This window comes from Kineosporia sp. R_H_3 (assembly GCF_002198675.1).
Lineage (GTDB): Bacteria > Actinomycetota > Actinomycetes > Actinomycetales > Kineosporiaceae > R-H-3.
The window spans coordinates 1-18680 of record NZ_MWLL01000186.1 but is presented as its reverse complement, the minus strand read 5'-3'; the positions used below and the strand labels follow the sequence as shown (position 1 = coordinate 18680).

The 18680-nt window shown below is 75.4% G+C and carries 19 protein-coding genes; 7 read left to right on the top strand and 12 right to left on the bottom strand.

The genetic code is table 11. The features are described 5' to 3' along the window. Positions 1–70: 70 nt before the first annotated feature. Positions 71–796, bottom strand: coding sequence for a 1-acyl-sn-glycerol-3-phosphate acyltransferase (locus ECOMGDLI_RS21030; RefSeq protein ID WP_158221092.1), 726 nt, complete (start codon positions 794–796; stop codon positions 71–73). 239 nt (positions 797–1035) lie between these two features. On the opposite strand from ECOMGDLI_RS21030, the gene ECOMGDLI_RS21025 reads away from it, so the two are divergent. The 3 genes from ECOMGDLI_RS21025 to ECOMGDLI_RS21015 are packed head-to-tail and all read left to right on the top strand — an operon-like array spanning position 1036 to position 4115. Then, positions 1036–1503 (top strand): hypothetical protein, encoded by a 468-nt coding sequence (locus ECOMGDLI_RS21025; RefSeq protein WP_088318815.1) that lies wholly within the window; start codon positions 1036–1038, stop codon positions 1501–1503. After that, positions 1500–3311, top strand: coding sequence for a DUF5671 domain-containing protein (locus ECOMGDLI_RS21020; RefSeq protein WP_143447824.1), 1812 nt, complete (start codon positions 1500–1502; stop codon positions 3309–3311). The genes ECOMGDLI_RS21025 and ECOMGDLI_RS21020 overlap by 4 nt, the downstream gene beginning before the upstream one ends. A 9-nt stretch (positions 3312–3320) precedes the next feature. Next, on the top strand, positions 3321–4115 hold the full coding sequence (locus ECOMGDLI_RS21015; RefSeq protein WP_088318813.1) for a deoxyribonuclease IV: 795 nt from the start codon (positions 3321–3323) through the stop codon (positions 4113–4115). Here the strand turns inward: ECOMGDLI_RS21015 and ECOMGDLI_RS21010 are convergent. From ECOMGDLI_RS21010 to ECOMGDLI_RS35425, 4 genes are all read right to left on the bottom strand, one after another. Then, the gene (locus tag ECOMGDLI_RS21010; protein WP_198955060.1) at positions 4112–5167 is read right to left on the bottom strand and encodes a DNA polymerase IV; all 1056 of its coding nucleotides are present in this window, start codon (positions 5165–5167) and stop codon (positions 4112–4114) included. The two genes, ECOMGDLI_RS21015 and ECOMGDLI_RS21010, sit on opposite strands and share 4 nt — an antisense overlap. Positions 5168–5227: 60 nt before the next feature. Further along, positions 5228–6346, bottom strand: coding sequence for a TIGR04053 family radical SAM/SPASM domain-containing protein (locus ECOMGDLI_RS21005; protein WP_198955059.1), 1119 nt, complete (start codon positions 6344–6346; stop codon positions 5228–5230). Then, entirely contained in the window at positions 6343–7812 is a 1470-nt protein-coding gene (gene hemG, locus ECOMGDLI_RS21000) for a protoporphyrinogen oxidase (RefSeq protein ID WP_088318812.1), read from the bottom strand. Before hemG ends, ECOMGDLI_RS21005 begins: the two co-directional genes overlap by 4 nt. Positions 7813–7920: 108 nt before the next feature. Continuing rightward, positions 7921–8775 carry a hypothetical protein gene (locus ECOMGDLI_RS35425; RefSeq protein ID WP_198955058.1) on the bottom strand — a complete coding sequence of 285 codons (855 nt, stop codon included), beginning with the start codon at positions 8773–8775 and terminating at the stop codon, positions 7921–7923. An 82-nt stretch (positions 8776–8857) separates the two neighbouring features. Here ECOMGDLI_RS35425 and ECOMGDLI_RS20985 point away from each other — a divergent pair, with 82 nt between their 5' ends. Next, positions 8858–9682 carry a hypothetical protein gene (locus ECOMGDLI_RS20985; RefSeq protein WP_143447823.1) on the top strand — a complete coding sequence of 275 codons (825 nt, stop codon included), beginning with the start codon at positions 8858–8860 and terminating at the stop codon, positions 9680–9682. A gap of 77 nt (positions 9683–9759) precedes the next feature. Here the strand turns inward: ECOMGDLI_RS20985 and mctP are convergent, their stop codons facing one another. Both mctP and ECOMGDLI_RS20975 read right to left on the bottom strand, forming a co-directional pair. After that, a complete protein-coding gene (gene mctP / locus ECOMGDLI_RS20980; RefSeq protein ID WP_088318810.1) occupies positions 9760–11451 on the bottom strand; it encodes a monocarboxylate uptake permease MctP in 1692 nt (563 codons plus the stop codon). Further along, positions 11448–11699 carry a DUF3311 domain-containing protein gene (locus ECOMGDLI_RS20975; RefSeq protein WP_088318809.1) on the bottom strand — a complete coding sequence of 84 codons (252 nt, stop codon included), beginning with the start codon at positions 11697–11699 and terminating at the stop codon, positions 11448–11450. Before ECOMGDLI_RS20975 ends, mctP begins: the two co-directional genes overlap by 4 nt. A 113-nt stretch (positions 11700–11812) precedes the next feature. Here ECOMGDLI_RS20975 and ECOMGDLI_RS20970 point away from each other — a divergent pair, with 113 nt between their 5' ends. From ECOMGDLI_RS20970 to ECOMGDLI_RS35420, 3 genes are read left to right on the top strand one after another with little or no spacing between them, the layout of a single operon-like run. Beyond that, a complete protein-coding gene (locus ECOMGDLI_RS20970) occupies positions 11813–13420 on the top strand; it encodes a sodium:solute symporter (RefSeq protein ID WP_198955057.1) in 1608 nt (535 codons plus the stop codon). Then, positions 13417–14025, top strand: coding sequence for an RNA polymerase sigma factor (locus ECOMGDLI_RS20965; protein WP_088318808.1), 609 nt, complete (start codon positions 13417–13419; stop codon positions 14023–14025). The genes ECOMGDLI_RS20970 and ECOMGDLI_RS20965 overlap by 4 nt, the downstream gene beginning before the upstream one ends. Then, positions 14022–14336: a hypothetical protein gene (locus ECOMGDLI_RS35420; RefSeq protein ID WP_198955056.1), complete on the top strand. Its 315-nt coding sequence runs from the start codon at positions 14022–14024 to the stop codon at positions 14334–14336. Before ECOMGDLI_RS20965 ends, ECOMGDLI_RS35420 begins: the two co-directional genes overlap by 4 nt. Here ECOMGDLI_RS35420 and ECOMGDLI_RS20955 read toward each other — a convergent pair. From ECOMGDLI_RS20955 to ECOMGDLI_RS20935, 5 genes are read right to left on the bottom strand one after another with little or no spacing between them, the layout of a single operon-like run. Continuing rightward, positions 14314–15549 (bottom strand): DUF480 domain-containing protein, encoded by a 1236-nt coding sequence (locus ECOMGDLI_RS20955; RefSeq protein WP_088318807.1) that lies wholly within the window; start codon positions 15547–15549, stop codon positions 14314–14316. The genes ECOMGDLI_RS35420 and ECOMGDLI_RS20955 overlap by 23 nt on opposite strands. 18 nt (positions 15550–15567) lie before the next feature. Beyond that, a complete protein-coding gene (locus tag ECOMGDLI_RS20950) occupies positions 15568–16143 on the bottom strand; it encodes a hypothetical protein (protein ID WP_088318806.1) in 576 nt (191 codons plus the stop codon). Continuing rightward, positions 16125–16658: a hypothetical protein gene (locus tag ECOMGDLI_RS20945; protein WP_088318805.1), complete on the bottom strand. Its 534-nt coding sequence runs from the start codon at positions 16656–16658 to the stop codon at positions 16125–16127. Before ECOMGDLI_RS20945 ends, ECOMGDLI_RS20950 begins: the two co-directional genes overlap by 19 nt. A gap of 15 nt (positions 16659–16673) precedes the next feature. Next, a complete protein-coding gene (locus ECOMGDLI_RS20940) occupies positions 16674–17369 on the bottom strand; it encodes a hypothetical protein (RefSeq protein ID WP_088318804.1) in 696 nt (231 codons plus the stop codon). A gap of 14 nt (positions 17370–17383) precedes the next feature. Continuing rightward, positions 17384–18466 carry an IS110 family transposase gene (locus tag ECOMGDLI_RS20935; protein ID WP_198955055.1) on the bottom strand — a complete coding sequence of 361 codons (1083 nt, stop codon included), beginning with the start codon at positions 18464–18466 and terminating at the stop codon, positions 17384–17386. Between the last annotated feature and the right edge of the window lie 214 nt (positions 18467–18680).

The window sequence follows — 18680 nt, the reverse complement described above, 5'->3', positions numbered from 1 at the left end:
AGGTCCGCGCCCGGAGGATGAGGACGAGATCGCTGGATGCTAGCGGTGATCCGCACCCCCCGGTGCGGCCTTACGCCGCGCCGGGGTCCGCCTTCGCGTCCCGGGCCGACCGGTCGACGTACGTCTGGCCGCCCAGGGCGAGCAGGGTGTCGCGGAGGACGGCGACGATCTCGTCGCCGGACATGGTCCGTGGGTCGACCGGCAGCGGTGGCGAGACGCGCACCTGCACGAGCGTGCGGCGGCGGGGGCGGCGCGTGTACCGCGTCGTGACCGCGTGCACCGGGACGTCGGGGCTGCCCTGCAGCACCGGCAGGAGCACCCGGCCGTGCAGCCGGTGCAGCTTCGTCGGGTCGGGGGAGCGGGTGCCCTCCGGGTAGAGCCCGACCATGCCGCCGTCCGCGAGGGCGAGCCCGGCCATGCCGATCGCCCAGTCGGTGGCCGTGGCGTCGCCGCGGCGCAGCGGGATCTGGCCCATGAGGCGGAAGAACGCGGCCCCTCGGCCTTGGAAGACCTCGAGCTTGGTGAACGCGGTGACCCGCCACCAGGTGCCGATGACCAGGACGACGGGGTCGAGCGCGGACACGTGGTTGCCGACGAGGACCGCGGCACCCGGCGCGACGTTCTCCGCGCCCTCGACGTCGACCCGCCAGCGCAGGCGCAGCGCACGCATCACGGCGATGACCAGCCAGTAGCTGCGTGCCCGGCCCGGCCGCCCGATGCGGGTGCCGGCGTAGAGCTGCCGGCCGGCCGCGAGGTGCGCCTCGTAGCCTGCGGCGGGTGCGGCGCTCGGTCCCATGCCGACCATCATCGTCGCTCGGCGGCGCCGTGACACCGTCGGCCCGTGGCCGCGGGCCGGGTCGGCGTCCGGATCGTGGTCCAGATCGGCGTCCGGAGCGGCCCGCAGCCGGTCCGAGCGACCAACGGCCCAGGTCGATGGTCCTGCGGGCGACGACGCTGAAGGTGACGCGACTCCGGCCCGCGGGTGGCGCGGCCCCCGCGCCGCCAGGCCGGTGACCGCGCCGGGCGGTGATGTCCATGACGACCATCGGACCGGACCGGACCGGCGAGCGCCGGCGTGCCCTGATCCCCGTCGCCGTCGTCCTGGGGCTGGTCGCGGTGCTCGCGCTCGTCCTGTACGCGGTGACGCGACCGGCGAAGGTCTGGGACCCGGCGACGCCCGAGGGTGTGGTCCAGACGTACGTGACCGCCGTCCTCGCCGGTGACACCGTGACGGCGGCAGACCTGCTGGCACCCGGCAGCCCTTGTGCTGCAACCGATCTCGACCGGGCCTACCTCAGCCGGGACACCCGGGTCGACCTCGTCGGCTCGACCGTGCAGGGCACCCAGGCACAGGTGCGCGTGCTCGTCGCCGTCGACCCCGGGCCGGACCCGTTGGGCGGCAACGGCGAGGAGCGCACGTTCCGACTGACCCGCACCACCGCGGGGTGGCGCATCGACGGCATCCCGTGGCCGCTCTACGAGTGCACCGGGAGGCTGACATGATCGCCTCGGTCCTTCTTCTCGTCCTGCTCGCCGTCGTCGGCGGCGTCGTGGTCGTCGTCCGGGCGGTGTCCCACCGGTCCGGCGCCCCCGCGGCCCGGACCTCCTCGCTGCGCGAGCTGTTCACGTACGTGCTCCTGCTCGTCGCCGTCCTCGTGACGTCGACCGGCGCCGCGGGGCTGCTCGGCCAGCTGCTCGACCGCTACGCCACGGACGGCCCGCTCGTCGCCGGCTCGGTCGAGGCGGCCCGGAACGGCGCGTTCGTCGTCGTCGGGCTCCCGCTGGGCCTGCTCGTCGGCCTCGTGATCCGGCGGGCCCTGCGGGACGACCCGGCCGAGCGGACCTCGTTCGGCTGGGCGGCCTACGTGACCGCCGGCACCGTCGTCCCGCTCGTCGTCGCCATGGTCGCCGTCCACGACAGCCTCGGCTGGGCCCTCGGCGTCGACCCGGAGAACCCGCGCGCGGTGGCCCGGGCGGTCGTCTGGTCGGCCGTCTGGCTCGTGCACTGGCGGCTGGACCGCGCCCTCACCCCTGCCGACCACGCGACACCGCACCTGCTGCTCGGGTCCGCGCTCGGGCTCGGGACGACGGTCGTCGGTGCCGTGGGCACCGTCGGCAACACCCTCGACCTCGCGTTCGGGCTGCAGCGGGACACGTTCGTCGACCCGCAGGACCAGCTCCGCCGGGCGGCGGCGACCCTGCTCATCGGTGCCACCGTCTGGACGCTCTACTGGTGGCGGCACGCCGCGTCCCGGCCCCGGGCGGTGCTCACGGACGCCTACGCCCTGGCCGCCGGTACCGTCGTCGGCATCGTGACCGGCGTCGTCGGCACGGTGTGGGCGGTGAGCGACGTCCTCGTCTGGGCGCTCGGGTCGCCCTCCGCGGCCGGTGCCGCCGAGCACTTCCGGAACACCCCGCACCTGCTCGCGACCGCCGCGGCCGGTGCCCTGCTCTGGTGGTACCACACGGGTCTGCTCGCCCGGCCGGCCGCAACGGCACGGCCCGGGCGGGACGAGGCGCACCGGCTGCGCGACTACGCGTCCGCCGTCCTCGGGCTGCTCGCGACCTGCGTCGGCGGGGTGATGCTCGTCGTCGCGCTCGTCGACGCGCTCACCCGCTCGGTGGCGGTCGCCGGCACCCCGGCGGCGAACACCGCGCTCGTCGCGGTGGCCGCGCTCCTCGTCGGCGTGCCCGTCTGGTGGCTCGCCTGGCGGACGGCACAGGCCGCCTGCCGGACCACCCCCGGACCGGAGCGGGCGTCGGTGACCCGGCGCACGTACCTCGTCGCGGTCACCGGGGTCGGTGTGCTCGTGGCGGTCGGTGCCCTCATCGGCGTCGTCTACGTCCTCCTCGAGGACCTCTTCGCCGGGGCCGTCACCCTCGGGACGCTGCGTTCGCTGCGGTTCGCCCTCGGCATCCTCGTCGTGGCGGCCGCGGTGGCCGGCGCGCACGCCGCGCTGTTCCGCGCCGAGCGGGCGATGCGCCCGCACGCGGTGCAGCGGGTGCGGTACGTCGTCCTCGTGGGCGCGGGCGACCCCGCGCTGGCGCACGAGGTGGCAGCCATCACCGGGGCGCGGGTGCTCTCCTGGCCGCGCACGGACGGCGCCGCGCTCGTCTGGTCCGCGGCCGACGTCGCGCGGCTCGTCGCGGCGTCCCCGGGCCCCGACGTCGTCGTCGTCCAGACCCCGGACGGGCCGCTCGCGGTCCCCGTCGACCGGCAACGCGGAGACGTCGCGGCGGTGACGGTGCCGCTGGTGCCGCCGGGCGCGCCGGCGACGTCCCCGGACGGCGGGACGGTGACGACCTCCTAGGGTTGGTGCATGGCGCTCTCCATCGGTGCACACGTCGACCAGGAAGACCCCGTCGCAGAGGCCCTGGCCCGCGGCACGGACGTCGTGCAGATGTTCCTCGGCGACCCCCAGAGCTACAAGGGGCCCGTCGTCCGGTACCCCGGCGGCGCGGCCGCGCTCCGGGCGGCCGCCGAGGCCGCGGGGGTGTCCCTCTACGTGCACTCGCCGTACCCGATCAACGTGGCCGCGACGAACAACCGGATCCGGATCCCGGGCCGCAAGCTGCTCCAGCAGCACGTGCTCGCGGCCGCGGAGATCGGCGCCAAGGGGGTGGTCGTGCACGGCGGCCACCTCGGCACGGACGAGGACGCGGGCGTCGGCTTCGACAACTGGCGCAAGTGCGTCGACGGGCTGGACCTGCCGGTCCCGCTGCTCATCGAGAACACGGCGGGCGGCGACAACGCGATGGCCCGCCGGCTCGAGGCGATCGACCGGCTCTGGGAGGCGGTCGGCCGGGCGTCCGGCGCCGAGAACGTCGGGTTCTGCCTCGACACGTGTCACGCGCACGCCGGGGGCATCGACCTCGTCGACGCAGCGGCGAAGATCAAGGCCATCACCGGCCGGATCGACCTCGTCCATGCGAACGACTCGCGCGACGAGTTCGACTCCGGGGCCGACCGGCACACGAACTTCGGGTCCGGGTTCGTCGACGGCGAGGCGCTCGTGGCCGTCGTCCGGGAGGCCGGCGCACCGGTCGTCTGCGAGACCCCGGGCGGGGTCGAGGGGCAGAGCGCCGACATCGAGTGGCTCAGGGCGCGGGTCTAGGTCCCGTCGGGCCCGGGCATCGTCATCTCGAACCGCAGCCCCAGCAGACGGACCGCGCGGCCCTCCTCGCGTCGGACCACGAGCGCCAGCGACTCGCGCTCCAGGAGGTCCGCGTCGGTGGTCGGCGCCTTCAGCGTGCGGCTGAACGTCTTGGTGAAGAAGGGTTTGTAGCGCACCTTGAGCGTCAGGCGGACGACGGGGCGGCCCTCGGCGACGACGTCCGCCAGCACCTCGGTGACGAGGGTGCGCAGTGCGGCCTCGATCTCCTCGGGTGCCGTGAGGTCCTGCTGGTAGGTGTGCTCGCGGCTGTGCCCGCGCGGGACCCAGGGGGTGGGGTCGACCGTCGCCGAACCCCGCCCGTGGCCGAGATCGGCGTACCAGGTGCCGATCCGCGGGCCGAACTCGGCGACGAGGAGGTCGACGTCCGCGTCCGCGAGCTCGCGGACCGTCGTGATCCCGTGCTTCGCCAGACGCGAGGAGACCTTCGCGCCGACGCCCCACAGGGCGCGGGTCGGCCGCTCCGCCATGACCTCGAACCAGTTCCCGGCCGTCAGCCGGAAGACGCCGCGCGGCTTGCCGAACTCGGTCGCGATCTTCGCCCGCACCTTGGTGTCGCCGATGCCGACCGAGCAGTGCAGCCGGGTCGCCACGAGGACCGCGGCCTGCAGGGCGCGGGCGACGCCCTCCGGGTCGTCGGTGGTCACGCCGACGAACGCCTCGTCCCAGCCGAGCACCTCGACGACGGCGCCCTCGTGGGCGCGCAGCACCGCCATGACCTGCTCGGACGCCGCGGTGTAGGCGGGCGCGTCGACGGGGAGCAGGACGGCGTCCGGCACCTTGCGCGCCGCGACCCGCAGCGGCATGCCGGAGCCGACGCCGAAGGCGCGCGCCTCGTACGAGGCGGTCGAGACGACGGCCCGCTCCGTCGGGTCGCCGCGGCCGCCGACGATGACCGGCAGACCGGCGAGCTCCGGGCGCCGCAGCACCTCGACCGCCGCGATGAACTGGTCGAGGTCCACGTGCAGCACCCAGGGGCGGGTCGCGCCGTCCATCGGACCAGTGAACCCGACGCGGGTGGCGTCGGGGTGGTCCCGGGCCGGACCGCGGCCGCCTCACACGAGGGCCGGTTCCTCCCCGACGGGTCGGTAGGCGCACGCCGGGTCCTCGCCGAGCGGGTCGCCGGTCGTGGCGAACGCCCGGGCCCGCGACCCGCCGCACAGATCGGCGAACTCGCACCGGCCGCAGCGGCCGGAGAACCCCGCCGACCGGATCGCCCGGAGCACCGGGTGGTCGCGGTACACGGTCGCGAGGCTCTCCGTCCGCACGTCCCCGAGCGTCAGCGGCAGGAACCCCGCCGGGTGCACGGTGCCGTCGTAGGCGACGAAGACGATGCCCTTGCCGTCGCGCGTGGAGACCGTGTGGGCGCGGGGCGTCCCGGTCGGCGCCCCGAGCCGCTCGGCCAGACGCCGGGCCAGCCCCGCGTAGAGCGTGGTCCCGGGCACCGGGCCGCCGGCCCGCCGGGACGCCGCGACCCGGCGGAAGAACGGCGCCTCGACGGTGCGGACGGTGAACCCGTGGTGCGAGGCGTCCCAGAGGAAGTGGCAGACGTCCTCGTGCTGCTCGGGGGTCAGGGACGCCGTGTCCGTGCCGCGCCCGACGTGGACGAGGAAGAACACCTCCCAGATGTGCGCCCCGCGATCGGCGAGGATCGCGGCGACGTCCGGCATCTCGTCGACGTTGGTCCGCATGACCGTCGTGTTGACCTGCACGGTGAGCCCCGCGGCGACGAGCGCGGACATCGCCTCCAGGGTCCGGTCGAAGTGGCCCGGGATCCCGCGGACGCCGTCGTGCGTCGCCGCGGTCGCGCCGTCCAGGCTGATCGACACCGCCTTGACGCCGCTCGTCGCGATCCGCTCGATCATCGCCGGGGTGAGCATCGGGGTCACGGACGGCGAGAGCGCGGTCGGGACACCGAGCCGGTGCGCGTGCCCGACGATCTCGAAGAGGTCCTCGCGGGCGAGGCAGTCGCCGCCGGTGAGGACGAGGATCGGGTGCGGCCGGCCGAACGCGGCGACGTCCTCGACGAGCCGCAGCCCCTCGGCGGTCGTCAGCTCCCCGGGCAGTGCGCTCGTCGTCGCGTCCGCGCGGCAGTGCCGGCAGGCGAGTGCGCAGGCCCGGGTGGTCTCCCAGAAGACGAGCATCGGACGCTCGTCGTAGTTGAGCCGGCTCACGACCGCACCGGCTCGGCCGTGCGGGCCGCGGCGAGCGCGATCCGGGTGGCGAGTGCGTCGGCCTGCGCGATGCAGCCCGACAGGCCCACGCCGCGGTAGCCGGCGCCCGTGAGGTGGACCCCGGGCAGGGCGGCGAGCTCGGTGTCGAGGACGGCGAGGCGCGCCTCGTGCCCGACCGTGTACTGCGGCATCGCACCGGGCCAGCGCTGCACGGAGGTCTCGACGGGGCGGGCGCGGACGTCCAGCGCCTCGGCCAGCTCGAGGTGGACGGCGTCGACGACCGCGTCGTCGTCCATGCCCTGCCACCGCCGGTCGCCGTGCCGGCCGACGGCGCAGCGGACGACGGTGAGGCCGCGCGCGGCGGCGCCGGCGTGGTGCTCCCACTTGGCGGTGGTCCAGGTGCAGCCGACGAGGAAGCGGTCCTCGCTCGGCGGGACGAGGAATCCCGTGCCGTCGAGCGGGCGGCCCACGTCCTGCGTGCGGTAGGCGAGGTAGACGGTCGCGACGCCCGCGTACGGGATGGCGTCCAGGGCGTCGGCGGCGGCCGCCGAGTGCGGCAGGAGGAGCCGTGCGGTCGCGTGCGCCGGGGCGGCGAGGACGACGACGTCGGCGGTCAGCTCCTCGCCGTCCGCGAGCCGGACCGTCCAGGTGCCGTCGTCGACCCGGTCCAGGGCCGCGACGAGAGCCCCGGTGCGCAGGTCGGCGCCGGGGGTGGCCGCGGCGATCGCGTCGGTGAGGCCCTGGAGCCCGCCGCGCAGGGTGACCATCCCCGGGGCGATCCGGGGCGGGCCGTCGGGCGGCGTCCGGGCCGGGTCCGCGGGGACCGACGCCCGCCGCCGCTCGCGCAGCGACAGGTACGCGCTGCGGCCGGCGGTGACGGCCCGGTGCACGTCGGGGACGGCGCTGCGCGCGCTGAGCTCCGCGGCCCGGCCGGCATGCACCCCGCCGAGCATCGGCTCGACGAGCAGGTCGAAGACCTCCGCGCCGAGGCGGGGGCGCAGCAGCTCGGCGATGCTCGGGTCCGCGGGCAGCCGGCGCCGCGGGAGCACCAGGTCGGCCGCGGCGCGGACCGCGCCGCGCACGGTGAGGATCCCGGTGCGGACGAGCGCGAACGGGTTGTCCGGAACGCCGAAGAGCGACATCGCGGGCAGCGGGCGCAGGGCGCCCCGGGCCCACACGTAGGCCCGTCTCGACGCGGGCCGGCTCAGGGGCTCGGCGAGCCCGAGGTCGACGAGCAGGTCCCGGACGCAGGCGTCACGGACGAGGAGCGCGTCCGGGCCGGTGTCGACGGCGATGCCGCCGAGCTGCCGTGTCGTCACCTTGCCGCCGAGCCGCTCACCCGCCTCGAGCAGCGTGATCGACGGTGCGACGCCGGTCTCGGCCGGGAGCCGGCGCGCGAGGTGGTAGGCGACGGTGAGCCCGCTGACCCCACCGCCCACGACGACGACACGGAGCGGCAGTGGCACGGCGGACCCCCTGGAGGTGGATGTCGGGTGTCTCCACCGTGGTCGACGTCCAGGGGGTGCCTCCGGGTCGAACGTCCCTGCGGACGCCGACGCGGAGGCGGTCGGCGGTCAGCCGCAGAGCATGCAGCGCCCGGTGACGGGGAGCTCCACGAAGCACGTCGGGCAGACCGCGCCGCGGCGCTCGGGGCGCTGGGCGGCCGCCCGGTCCTTGCGGCGCTGCACGGCGGGGGTCAGTGCCGGGCGCCCGCCGCCGGCCGGGATCGTCGCGCCGAAGTGCTTGTAGCAGGCGAGGCGCTCGAGGGCCGCGTGGTCCTCGGCGTCCTTGGGCTCCGCACCGCGCAGCGACGCGACGGACGGCGCGTACCCGGGGCCGACCGAGCCCTCGGCGTTCACGCACAGCGACGAGAGCAGGGGCTCCTCGCGGCGGGCGCAGTCGAGCGCGACGAGCCCGAGGACGTCGCCGATCCAGTAGTGCATGAGCTGCGTCGTCCGGACCCCGGAGTCGTCCTGGACCTGCTTCGACAGCTCCTTGTACGTCGTGATCGCGTGGTAGACGCCGGCGACGGCGATGAGCCGGTCGCGGGCGGCGTCCGCCCACAGCGCCTGGGCGTCGGCGAAGGCCACGGGGCTCTCGTCGCCCGCCCAGTGCGTGCCCGGGCGGCGTGCGGCGGCGGGGCCGGTCGGCTCCGGGCCCTGGACGACGAACTCCAGGCGACGCAGCACGGCGGCGGCGCCCGCCTTGCCGCCGCGGAAGTCGTCGGAGGACAGGCTCTCGCCCGTCGACAGCTCGTACGCCGCCCCGGCGATCGCCTTGGAGTCGTAGAGGTTCCCCTCGTGCTCGAGCAGGTATCCGGTCGCCGGCCCGAAGCCGTGCCGGGCGAGGAACTCCGCCTGGCCGACCTGGTCGTACTCGTGCACCGCGGCGACGACGGCGTCGCGCGTCACTCTCTTCCAGTCAGCCATACCTGTGACCCTAGCGCCGCTTCGGAGCCCCTCGGTGCGCCGGAGGGGGCCGGGGCGGGCAGGCGGCGGGCCACACTGGGGCATGGTCTGGTCCACGAGCCGGGACGCCGGTGCCTTCCGGGCGGCCGCGGAGCCCTTCCTGGCCCATGATCCCGTGCGCTGCACCGTGCTCCTCACCGAGGCCGCCTACCTCGAGGCCCGACCCTCGCAGGCCCCTGACCTGCTGCTCGGCTGGTGGCGGGACGACGAGGGCGAGGTCGCGGGAGCGTTCGTCGTGGCCCCCGGGCACCGCCCGGCGCTGTCGCCGATGCCGCGGCCCGCGCTGGAGCAGCTCGTCGAGCTGGTGCCCGACCTCGCGCCGTTCACGGTCGACGGACGCGACGAGCGGACCGCGGCGCAGGTGTGGGAGGCGCGGCACGGGAGCGGGCTCGTCGTCGCGGGCCGCACCCGGGTGCACCGGCTCGGCCCCGGCCGCCCGGGGCTCGTCGTCACCCCGGGCCGGGAACGGACGGCGACCCGCGCCGACCGTGACCTGCTCGTCTCCTGGTACTCCGACCTCCTCGCGGGGATCCCGGACGACCCGACGGACCTCGAGTACCTCGTCGACGAGCCGCTCTCGTACGGCGGCGCGGTCCTGTGGGAGGTCGACGGGGTTCCCGAGGGCGTCGCGACGCGGAGCCGCTGCGTCGCGGGCATGGTCCGTGTCGGTGCGGCGTACGCGCCGCGCGACGAGGCGTTCGGCCGGGCCGCGTTCGCTGCGCTGTGCGGGACGTCGAGGAGCGTCGCCGACCACGTCGTCGTCCTCGGCGGGGCGGACGACGTGGCCGGTGAGGTCCGCTACCGCGGTCTCGGCTTCGAGCCGGTGGGTGACCGCGTCCTGCTGACGGTCGCCGCACCGGACGCCTGACCCGCAGACCTGACGTACGGACGGCCCGGCCGCAGGGCCGGGCCGTCCGTCCGTCGACGGTGGTGCGTCGCCGGTGCCTAGTACTGCACCGGCTCCTCCCGCACGGTCCTCGGCGCGTGCAGGTCGAGGTCGTGCACCCGCGGGTCGCCGGCGTCGGCGTCGTAGTCGGGCGCGGACGTCGCGTCCCGGCCATCGGCGACACCGGCCGCCCGCAGCGCGAGCGTCACGAGGACGGCTACGACGAGGTTCACGAGAACGGCGAGGAAGCCCGCGTACACCGTGACGGTCGTGTCGAACCCCAGCTCGCTGAGCCTGAACGCCGAGCCGCCGAAGTGCTCGCGCAGGATCTTCGGACCGGCCGCGGTGACGGCCGTCTGCGGGACGTTCCACAGCAGCCACCAGCCGGCCGCCATCCCGGCCGCCCAGCCGGCGACGAGCCCGCCGCGGTGGAACCAGCGGGTGTACAGGCCCAGGCCCACGGCGGGCAGGGTCTGCAGGATGATCACGCCGCCGATGAGCTGCAGGTCGATGGAGAACTGCGGGTCGAGGGCGAGGATCGCGACGAGGGCGCCGAGCTTGACGACGAGCGAGGCGATCTTGCTGCTGCGCGCCTCCTGCGCCGGTGTCGCGTCCTTGTTGAGGTACTCGCGGTACACGTTGCGGGTCCACAGGTTCGCGGCCGCGATGCTCATGATCGCGGCCGGCACGAGGGCGCCGATCGCGACCGCCGCGAAGGCGACCCCGGCGAACCAGTGCGGGAACATCTGGTCGAAGAGCAACGGGATCACGGTGTTGCCGTCGGTCTTCGGGCCGATCACCGTGCCGTCGGTCGCGACGAGGGTGTCGCCCGTCGGCAACGGCTTGGTGCCCGCGGCGATCGCCATGTAGCCGAGCAGCGCGAGCAGCCCGAGGAGCAGCGAGTACGCGGGCAGCGCCGCCATGTTCCGCTTGATCGTGCCCCGGTCCTTCGACGCGAGGACGCCGGTCACCGAGTGCGGGTAGAGGAACAGCGCCAGCGCCGACCCGAAGGCGAGCGTCGCGTACTGGACCTGACCGGCGCCCGGGAGCAGCGTGCCGTCCCCGGGGCTCGGGGACTTCGCGAACTTCGCGTCCGCCGCGTCGAAGATCGTGCCCCAGCCGCCGAGCTTCGCCGGGATCCAGATGACCGCGGCGATGATGACGACGTAGATGAGCGCGTCCTTGACGAAGGCGATGAGCGCCGGCGCCCGCAGCCCCGAGTTGTACGTGTACGCCGCGAGGATCGCGAAGGCGACGACGATCGGGACGTGCCCGCGCACGCCGACGGTCTTGAGGACGGCCTCGATCCCGACGAGCTGGAGCGCGATGTACGGCATCGTCGCGACGATCCCGGTGACCGCGACGACGAGGGCGAGGGTCGGGCTGCCGAACCGGGCCCGGACGAAGTCGGCCGGGGTGACGAAGCCGTGGACGTGGCTCACCGACCACAGCCGCAGCAGCACGTAGAAGACGATCGGGTAGACGACGATCGTGTACGGGACGGCGAAGAAGCCGGCCGCGCCCGCCCCGAAGAGCAGCGCCGGCACCGCGACGAACGTGTAGGCGGTGTAGAGGTCGCCGCCGATGAGGAACCAGGTGATCCACGAGCCGAAGCTGCGCCCGCCCAGGCCCCACTCGTCGAGGTGCTCCATGGTGCTCGGTCGGCGCCACCGCGCCGCGAAGAAGCCGAGCCCGCTCACGAGCACGAACAGGGCGACGAAGACGGCGATCTCCACGCCGTGCTCGCTCATCGCGTGCTCCCGCGGCGGGTGCGGCGGCCGGTGAGGTAGACGACCGTCGTGCACACGACGCTCACCGGGATCACGGCCAGCTGGTACCAGTAGAAGAACGGGATCCCGAACAGGTCCGGGTCCGTGCGGTTGTACAGCGGCGGGTAGACGACGAGCAGCAGCGGCAGGAGCAGCAGCCAGCCGGTCCGCAGACCGGTGCTGGATCGGTCGCGCCGACCGGCGGTCACGTCGTCGGGGACGTCGGTCATCGGAACTCCCTCGGAGGCGGGGACACGGGTCGTGGAGAGAGTTGCCCCGTCCCGGGCAGAAGTTGCCACTGCCGCGGGTAAACCTTCGCGCCCCGCCCGGCAACTGCATGGACATGACCGCAGTGCCGCGGAGCGTCGTCGAGGCGGTGCCGCCCGTGCCCGACCGCGCCGCGCTGCTCGCGTTCGCGCTCGTGCTCGGCGCCGCGTCCCTCGTCACCCTCGTCGCGCACCGGCGGCCGGTCTGGCGGCGCAGCGTCGCACCGGGCCAGGAGCTCGTCGAGTGGGCGCTGCTCGGCCGCAGCCTCGGCACCGTCCGCACCTGGTTCCTGCTCGGCGGCGCGATCTTCACGGCGTACACCTTCGTCGCCGTCCCGGCCCTCGTCTACGGCGTCGGCGGGCTCGGCTTCTTCGCGGTGCCGTACGTCGTCGTCGTCTTCCAGCTCGCGTTCCTCGTGCTGCCGTGGCTGTGGCGGCTCGCCCGCCGGCACGGCTGGCTCACGCCGGCGGACGCCGTCCGCTCCCGGTTCGACAGCCCGACCCTCGCGCTCGCGGTCGCCGTGACCGGGTTGCTCGCGACCATGCCGTACGTCGCGCTCCAGCTGCTCGGCCTGTCGGCCGCGCTCACCGTCATGGGCGTCCCGGCGGACAGCGTCGCCGCCGACCTCGCGATGGCCGCGACGTTCACGGTGCTCGCCGTCGGCACGTTCCGGCACGGGCTCGGTGCGCCCGCCGCCGTCGCGCCGGTCAAGGGCGTGCTCGCGTTCGCCGCGACTGCGCTGCTCGTCGTCCTCGGGCTGCGGGCCACCGGCGGGGCCGCGGACCTGTTCCGGGAGAGCGGGTCCGCGCTCGCGGGCACACCGTCGGGACAGGGCTCCCTGCTCCTGCCCGACGGGCTCGGGTCGGCCTACGTGAGTCTCGCGGTGGGCTCCGCGCTCGCGCTCGTGCTCTACCCGCACGTGCTCACGCCCACCTTCGCGGCCCGCTCGGAGGAGGTCGTGCGGCGGGTGAGCATCGGGCTGCTCGGGTGGACGGCGCTGCTCGCCGTCCTCGCCCTCGGCGGGCTCGCCGCGCGGGCCGACGGGATCCGGGTGCCGCCCGGGCACGCCGAACTGGCGCTCCCGGCGCTCGTGCGGGACCTGCTGCCCTCCGGGGCGGCCGGCGCCGTGCTCGGGGCCTTCGGGATCGGTGCGCTCGTGCCCGCCGCCGTGATGTCCGTGGCCGCCGCGACGACCTTCGCGAACAACGTCTACCTCGAGTACCTCAACCCGACGGCGCTGCCCGAGCAGGTCGCCCGGGTGGCCCGCTGGGTCTCGGTGCTCGTCAAGGTCGGGGCGCTCGCGTTCGTCGTCGGGCTGCGCGCCCAGGACGCGATCACCCTCCAGCTCCTCGGCGGGGTGTGGATCCTGCAGACGCTGCCGGCCGTCGTCCTCGGCCTGCTGCTGCGGCGGCCGCACCGGTACGCGCTGCTCGCGGGGCTCGTCGCGGGCGTCGCCGCCGGGACGTGGCTCGTCGCGGCCCAGGGCTTCGTCGCGGTGACCCGGTTCGACGTCGGCGGGACGACGGTCGGCGTCTACGCGGGGCTCGTCGCGCTCGCGGTGAACCTCGGGCTCGTCGCGGTCCTCACACCGGTGCTCGACCGGGCCGGGGTCGCCCGCGGCCTGGACTCCACAGGGACCGGGATCGATGGGAAGATCCCCAGCGAGTGGGAGGTCGGCGCATGACCCAGCACCCCGCACCGGTGCCGGCGGCACCGCCGGACGTCGGGACGCCCGCCCCGGACGCCGGGACGCCGTCCGCGCGGCGGCCCGGTCTGCCCGGCTGGATCGGCCTGCGCGACCTCGAGCGCGAGGCCGCCGTGACGGCGCTGTTCGACCGGCACCACACCGAGCTCGTCCGGCTCGCCGTCCTCGTCGGTGCCCAGGGCGACGCCGAGGACATCGCCTCCGAGGCGTTCTGCGAGCTCTACCTGCGCTGGCCCCGGCTGCGCGACCCGGCCGCGGCGCCCGCGTACCTGCGCTCGGTCGTGTGCAACCTCGTCCGGATGCGGTTGCGGCACCTGCAGGTCGTGCGGCGGCACCCGGAACCGGGCCTGCCCGACGCCGGGTCCGCCGAGCAGGAGGTCGTGCTCCGCGAGGACCACCGCGAGGTCGTCGACGCGTTGCGCGGCCTGCCGGACCGGCAGCGGGAGGCGCTCGTCCTGCGGTACTGGCTCGACCTCAGCGAGGCCGAGGTCGCGGCGACGATGGGGATCTCGTGCGGTGCGGTGAAGTCGCACACCGCCCGCGGTATGGCGGCCCTCACCAAGGCCCTCAAGGAGCGCCGATGAACGAGACCGAGAGCGTCGAGCGGCTCCGCGAGGCGCTCGGCGCGATGGCGGGCACCGTCCGGACGAGCCCGGACGCCTACGAGCGCGCGCTGCTCGACTGGCGGCGCCGCGAGCGCCGCCGCCGGCTCACCGGGCTCGCCGTCGCGGCCGTGCTGCTCGCTGCCGCGGACGGCGTCGGGCTGTGGGCGCTCAACCGCAGCGCTCCGGCGGCCCCGGTCGTCTTCGACGCCCCGGCGCCCGCGGTCGCGCCGTCCGGTGCCGCGCCGTCCGGTGCCGCGCCGACCCCGGTCAGCCCGCCCGGCGCGCCATGACGTAGAGCCGCTGCGTCGTCTCGCCGCGACCCTCGAGCGGGCCGCGCAGGTACCACTCGACGTCGGTGAGCCCCGCCGCCGTGACCGCCGCGACGACGTCCGCCGGCTCGTGGAGCACGAGGTCGAGCTCGACGTCCTCGTCGAACCACGACGTGAGGTGCCGCACCTCGTGGCCGGCGTGCAGCCCGAGGAGCAGGACGCCGCCGGGGGCGAGCGGCCGGGCCAGCGCGCCGACCGCGCCGGGCAGCTCCGAACCGGCGAGGTGGATGAGCGAGTACCAGCCGAGGACGGCGCCCCAGCCGTCGGCGGTCTCGGGGCGGATGAGCCGGGTCAGGTCCTCGACGTCGAACCGCAGGCCGGGGAAGCGCTCCCGGGCCTGGTCGACCATGGCCGGGGTCAGGTCGAGCCCGCGGGCGTCGGCACCCGCCGCGGCGAGGTGGGCCGTGACGTGCCCCGGCCCGCAGCCGGCGTCGACGACCGGTCGGTGGCCCGCCGCGGCGGCGGTGCGGTCGAGCAGCCAGCGCTCGAACGGCAGGTCGTCCAGCTCGGTCGTCAGCCGGGCGGCGTAGGTGGCCGCGACCGCCGCGTAGGAGGAGCGCACCCGGGCGTCCCGGGCGTCGGGCCCGTCGGCGATCGGGCGGTCCCGGTCCACGGCGGGGGCGGCCGCCGCCGCGCTGCCGCCGGGCGCCGCCTCGGGGCCGCTGTCGGCGACCGGCCCGAGCAGGTGCACCCAGCGGTGGTCCTGCTCGCGCGGACGGCGGTCGAGCTGCCGGACCAGCGGCTCGGCCCGGCCCGCGAGCCGCTGCAGGCAGGCCTCGACGGCGTCTCGGTCGCCGAAGCCGTGGAGCCGCTCGGTGCGCACCTTGAGCTCGCCCGGCGCCTGCGGGCCGCGCAGCAGCAGCACGGTGACCAGGGCGCGCTCGTCGTCCGCCAGGCCCAGCACCTCGGTGAGGGTCTGGTGGTACTTGAGCACGCGCCGCCCGGTGTCGGCCCAGACGATCCGCAGCAGCCCGCGGTCGCGCAGCGCCCGGGCGGTCGTCTCGACGGTGTGCTCGTCGAGGTCCATGACCGGCTCACGGCTCGAGGTCTGGTTGCACGCGGTGCGCAGTGCGTTGAGCGTCAGCGGGTACGTCGCCGGGACGGTCACCTGCTTCTCGAGGAGGCAGCCCAGTACCCGTTGCTCGACGGCGTCCAGAACGGGGAGGTCGGTCATGACCGTCAGCGTAGGGCGCTACGGCGCGGTGCGCCGGAGCCGGTCGGCCACCTCGACGCCCAGGGTCACGAGCTGGTCGAGCGCCGCGGCGCCGGCCCACCAGCCGTGCGCGGTGACCTCCAGGCCCTGCGGCCCGAGGAGGACGGCGTCCAGCCTGGCCGGGCGTTCGTCGTCCGGCCCCCATCGGGCGCTCGGCCAGTGCAGGACGAGCGGGACGAGGTCGTCGTCGAGGACGCCGCGGGGGTCGTCGACGGTCCAGCCCGGGCCCAGGCAGCCGCCCGGCCCGGGACCGCCGCGTCGGACGGCGAACCGGCGGCCGGGGCCGTCGGGTGCGCCGGCCGTGACGGCGGGATCCGTGCAGCACCAGGCGATCCGGGGCGGGACAGCGTGCCGGAGCGCGGTCGCCGGCGAGCCCGGCGCGAGGGCCACGGACCACGGGACGCCGCCCGTCCGGCCGACGAGCAGGTGCCGGACGCCGCCCGGTGCATCGTCGTCCTGCGGTGCGGTCCGGGCGTGCAGGACGGCACCGCGCCGGGCCGCGACGTCGAGGACGAACCCGTCGCCGGTGGCCGCCGTCAGCCCGTCGTCCCGCACTTCTTCTCCAGGCGGGCGTTGACGGCCTGCAGCTCGGGGGAGTCGAAGCGCCCGCCGTCGGAGATGTCCGCGTGGGTCGTGATGCTCGCGGCGACCTTGTCCATCTCCGCGGCGTAGTCGGTGAGGATCGCGTCGAGGCCGGCGTCACCGGTGCGCCCGACCTGGCCCCGCATCGCGCCGGCCCAGGCGACGAAGATCCCGTGGATGGCGTCCGCGCTGCGCTGCTGGGCCGCGGCGTCCTGCGCGGCCGCCCCGGTCGCGTTGGACGTCAGGGCCTCGGCGAACTTCCCGGTCGCCTCGTCGACGGCCTTCGCGACGGCGTCGCAGGCGGCGGCGAGCGACGTCGGGGCCGGTTGCGCGGCGGCGGTACCGGGCGCCGTGCTCGCACCGGACGCCGGGGCGCCGGACGAGCCGCCGGGACCGCACGCGGTGAGGACGAGGGTGCACAGGCCCGCGACCGCAAGGCCCCGGACGGAGCGCAGGACCGGACCGGCGATGCTCGGGTGGGTGCTCATGTCGGACTCCTCGGATCAGTTGACGTAGCAGGTGACCGGCACGCGACCGGCGGGCCGGGGGAACGGCAGGTCGACCGAGACGCCGAGCCGGTTGTCGGCGTCCGCGTCGTCGGGGAGGTTCTGCGGGGCCAGCGAGAGCGTGAGCTTCGCCGTGTAGGGCGCCGTCGGGGCGAAGACGGCGGCGCGCACCGACGCCGACGCCCCGGAGGTGCCCCCGGGGAGCCGGACGACGGTCGCCGACTGGTCGTCCCGGCCCGCCGCGACGGCGCGCAGGGAGACCTGGAACGGCCGGCTCAGCGCGTCCCCGATGACGCGGCTGCTCACGACGACGACGTCCTCGCGGCCCGAGGCCGAGGGCACGTAGTCGCAGCCGAGGGCGTCGACGTCGATCCGGACCTGGCCACGGACCGGCCCGGGGTCGCTCGACGTCGTCGACGACGCAGGCCGCTTCGACGTGCTCGGCCGGGCCGCGGGGCGCCGCGTGGTCGACCCGCCCGGGCGGGCCGCGCCGCCGGACGACGGGGCGGCGGAGGCGCTGCCGGTCGCGTTCGTCGTCGGGCTGCCCGCCGCGGCGGCCGCGGTGACCGTGACGGTGACCGCGGGCGCGGGGCCGGCGGTGGTCGACCCGCCCGAGCAGGCGGTGAGTGCGAGGGCGAGGCCGAGTCCGCAGACCGTGCGCACCCGGGTGGCCCGGGAACCGGTGGAGATCATGCGTTTCTCCTATGTCAAGCCGCAGCCGGCAGGGTGCCGGCAGCGCTCGACGGGTTGTTCTTGAGGGTGTTGAAGATGGTGCGGGCAAGGCGTCGTTTGAGGCGGCGGATGGCTTCGGTGCGGGTGTCACCGGCGGCGAGGCGTTTGGCGTAGTACGCCTTGGCCGGCTCGTGGCAGCGCAGCTGGGTGATCGCGATCCGGTGCAGGGCGGCGTTCAGCTGCCGGTTGCCGACCCGCGCGACACGGACTCTGCCGGCGGTGCGCCCGGACCAGACCGGGATCGGTGCGACACCGGCGTGCATCGCATACTTCGCCTCGTCGCCGAACCGGTCGATCCCGGCGGTCTCCCCGACGATCTTCGCCGCGGTCAGCGCCGCGCATCCGGACAGCTGTGTCAGCCGGGAGGCGGCCCGGTGGGCCTTCACCGCGGCGTTGATCTCCTTGTCCAGCGCGCTGACCTGGGCGCAGACCCGGTCGATGTCGGCCAGCACGTCACGGGCGAACCGGGCGTCCAGACCGTCCTTGTCAGCCAGCCAGGCGTGCAGCGCACGGCGGGTCTTGGCCACGTCCAGCGACGCCGGGGCAGGATCCGCGGCCGGCTCGCCCGGTGCGAGGCGGTGCAGGTGCCAGCGCAGCCGGTTGATCATTCGGGTGCGCTCGCAGACCAGGTCCTCGCGGCGGTCGACCAGCAGCCGCAGCTCGCGGGAGACCTCGTCATGGGTCGCGACCGGCAGGTCCGGCTCGCGCAGCGCGGCCCGGGCGACCGCCAGGGCGTCGATCGGGTCGGACTTGCCCCGGGTGCGGGCCAGCCTGCGCTGCTCGGCCATCAGCTTCGGCGGGACCCGGACCACGGCCTCACCGGCCTCGAGCAGGTCGATCTCAAGCCGAGCCGACAGGTGCCGGCAGTCCTCGACCGCCCACCGGTCCACGACCCCGAACTTCTCCCGAGCCCACTTCATGGCCCGGTCATGGCCCTTGTGATCGGCCTTGACGGTGATCTCGGCGAGCTTGCGGCCGGCCTCGTCGACCGCGACGAACGTGTGCGAGCGCTTGTGCACGTCCGAACCGACGACAACCATGGTGGCTGCCTCCTTCACTGGTCAGTGACGGGACGGTCGGACCGGCCGGCGGACACATCTCAGTCGGGGCGGTGCCACGCTCCTATCAAGTCACGCCGGCCGGTCCTCACACCCGATGCCGGCAAAACGCATGACCGTCAGCTCCGAAGAGCGACACCGATGCTATGAGCCAGACATCAGGTGCGAGGGATCCAACCACCGCAACCGCGGCGACACTCACCCTGACACTGAC

Bases quoted from the DNA above. Each gene is read 5' to 3' on its own strand.
- ECOMGDLI_RS20970 (WP_198955057.1), top strand. From the start codon at position 11,813: ATGACCGCAGTGCCGCGGAGCGTCGTCGAGGCGGTGCCGCCCGTGCCC.
- ECOMGDLI_RS20945 (WP_088318805.1), bottom strand. From the start codon at position 16,658: ATGAGCACCCACCCGAGCATCGCCGGTCCGGTCCTGCGCTCCGTCCGG.
- ECOMGDLI_RS35425 (WP_198955058.1), bottom strand. From the start codon at position 8,775: ATGGCTGACTGGAAGAGAGTGACGCGCGACGCCGTCGTCGCCGCGGTG.
- ECOMGDLI_RS20940 (WP_088318804.1), bottom strand. From the start codon at position 17,369: ATGATCTCCACCGGTTCCCGGGCCACCCGGGTGCGCACGGTCTGCGGA.
- ECOMGDLI_RS20965 (WP_088318808.1), top strand. From the start codon at position 13,417: ATGACCCAGCACCCCGCACCGGTGCCGGCGGCACCGCCGGACGTCGGG.
- mctP (WP_088318810.1), bottom strand. From the start codon at position 11,451: ATGAGCGAGCACGGCGTGGAGATCGCCGTCTTCGTCGCCCTGTTCGTG.
- ECOMGDLI_RS20975 (WP_088318809.1), bottom strand. From the start codon at position 11,699: ATGACCGACGTCCCCGACGACGTGACCGCCGGTCGGCGCGACCGATCC.
- ECOMGDLI_RS20955 (WP_088318807.1), bottom strand. From the start codon at position 15,549: ATGACCGACCTCCCCGTTCTGGACGCCGTCGAGCAACGGGTACTGGGC.
- ECOMGDLI_RS21010 (WP_198955060.1), bottom strand. From the start codon at position 5,167: ATGGACGGCGCGACCCGCCCCTGGGTGCTGCACGTGGACCTCGACCAG.
- ECOMGDLI_RS20985 (WP_143447823.1), top strand. From the start codon at position 8,858: ATGGTCTGGTCCACGAGCCGGGACGCCGGTGCCTTCCGGGCGGCCGCG.
- ECOMGDLI_RS21020 (WP_143447824.1), top strand. From the start codon at position 1,500: ATGATCGCCTCGGTCCTTCTTCTCGTCCTGCTCGCCGTCGTCGGCGGC.
- ECOMGDLI_RS21015 (WP_088318813.1), top strand. From the start codon at position 3,321: ATGGCGCTCTCCATCGGTGCACACGTCGACCAGGAAGACCCCGTCGCA.
- ECOMGDLI_RS35420 (WP_198955056.1), top strand. From the start codon at position 14,022: ATGAACGAGACCGAGAGCGTCGAGCGGCTCCGCGAGGCGCTCGGCGCG.
- ECOMGDLI_RS21025 (WP_088318815.1), top strand. From the start codon at position 1,036: ATGACGACCATCGGACCGGACCGGACCGGCGAGCGCCGGCGTGCCCTG.
- ECOMGDLI_RS21030 (WP_158221092.1), bottom strand. From the start codon at position 796: ATGGGACCGAGCGCCGCACCCGCCGCAGGCTACGAGGCGCACCTCGCG.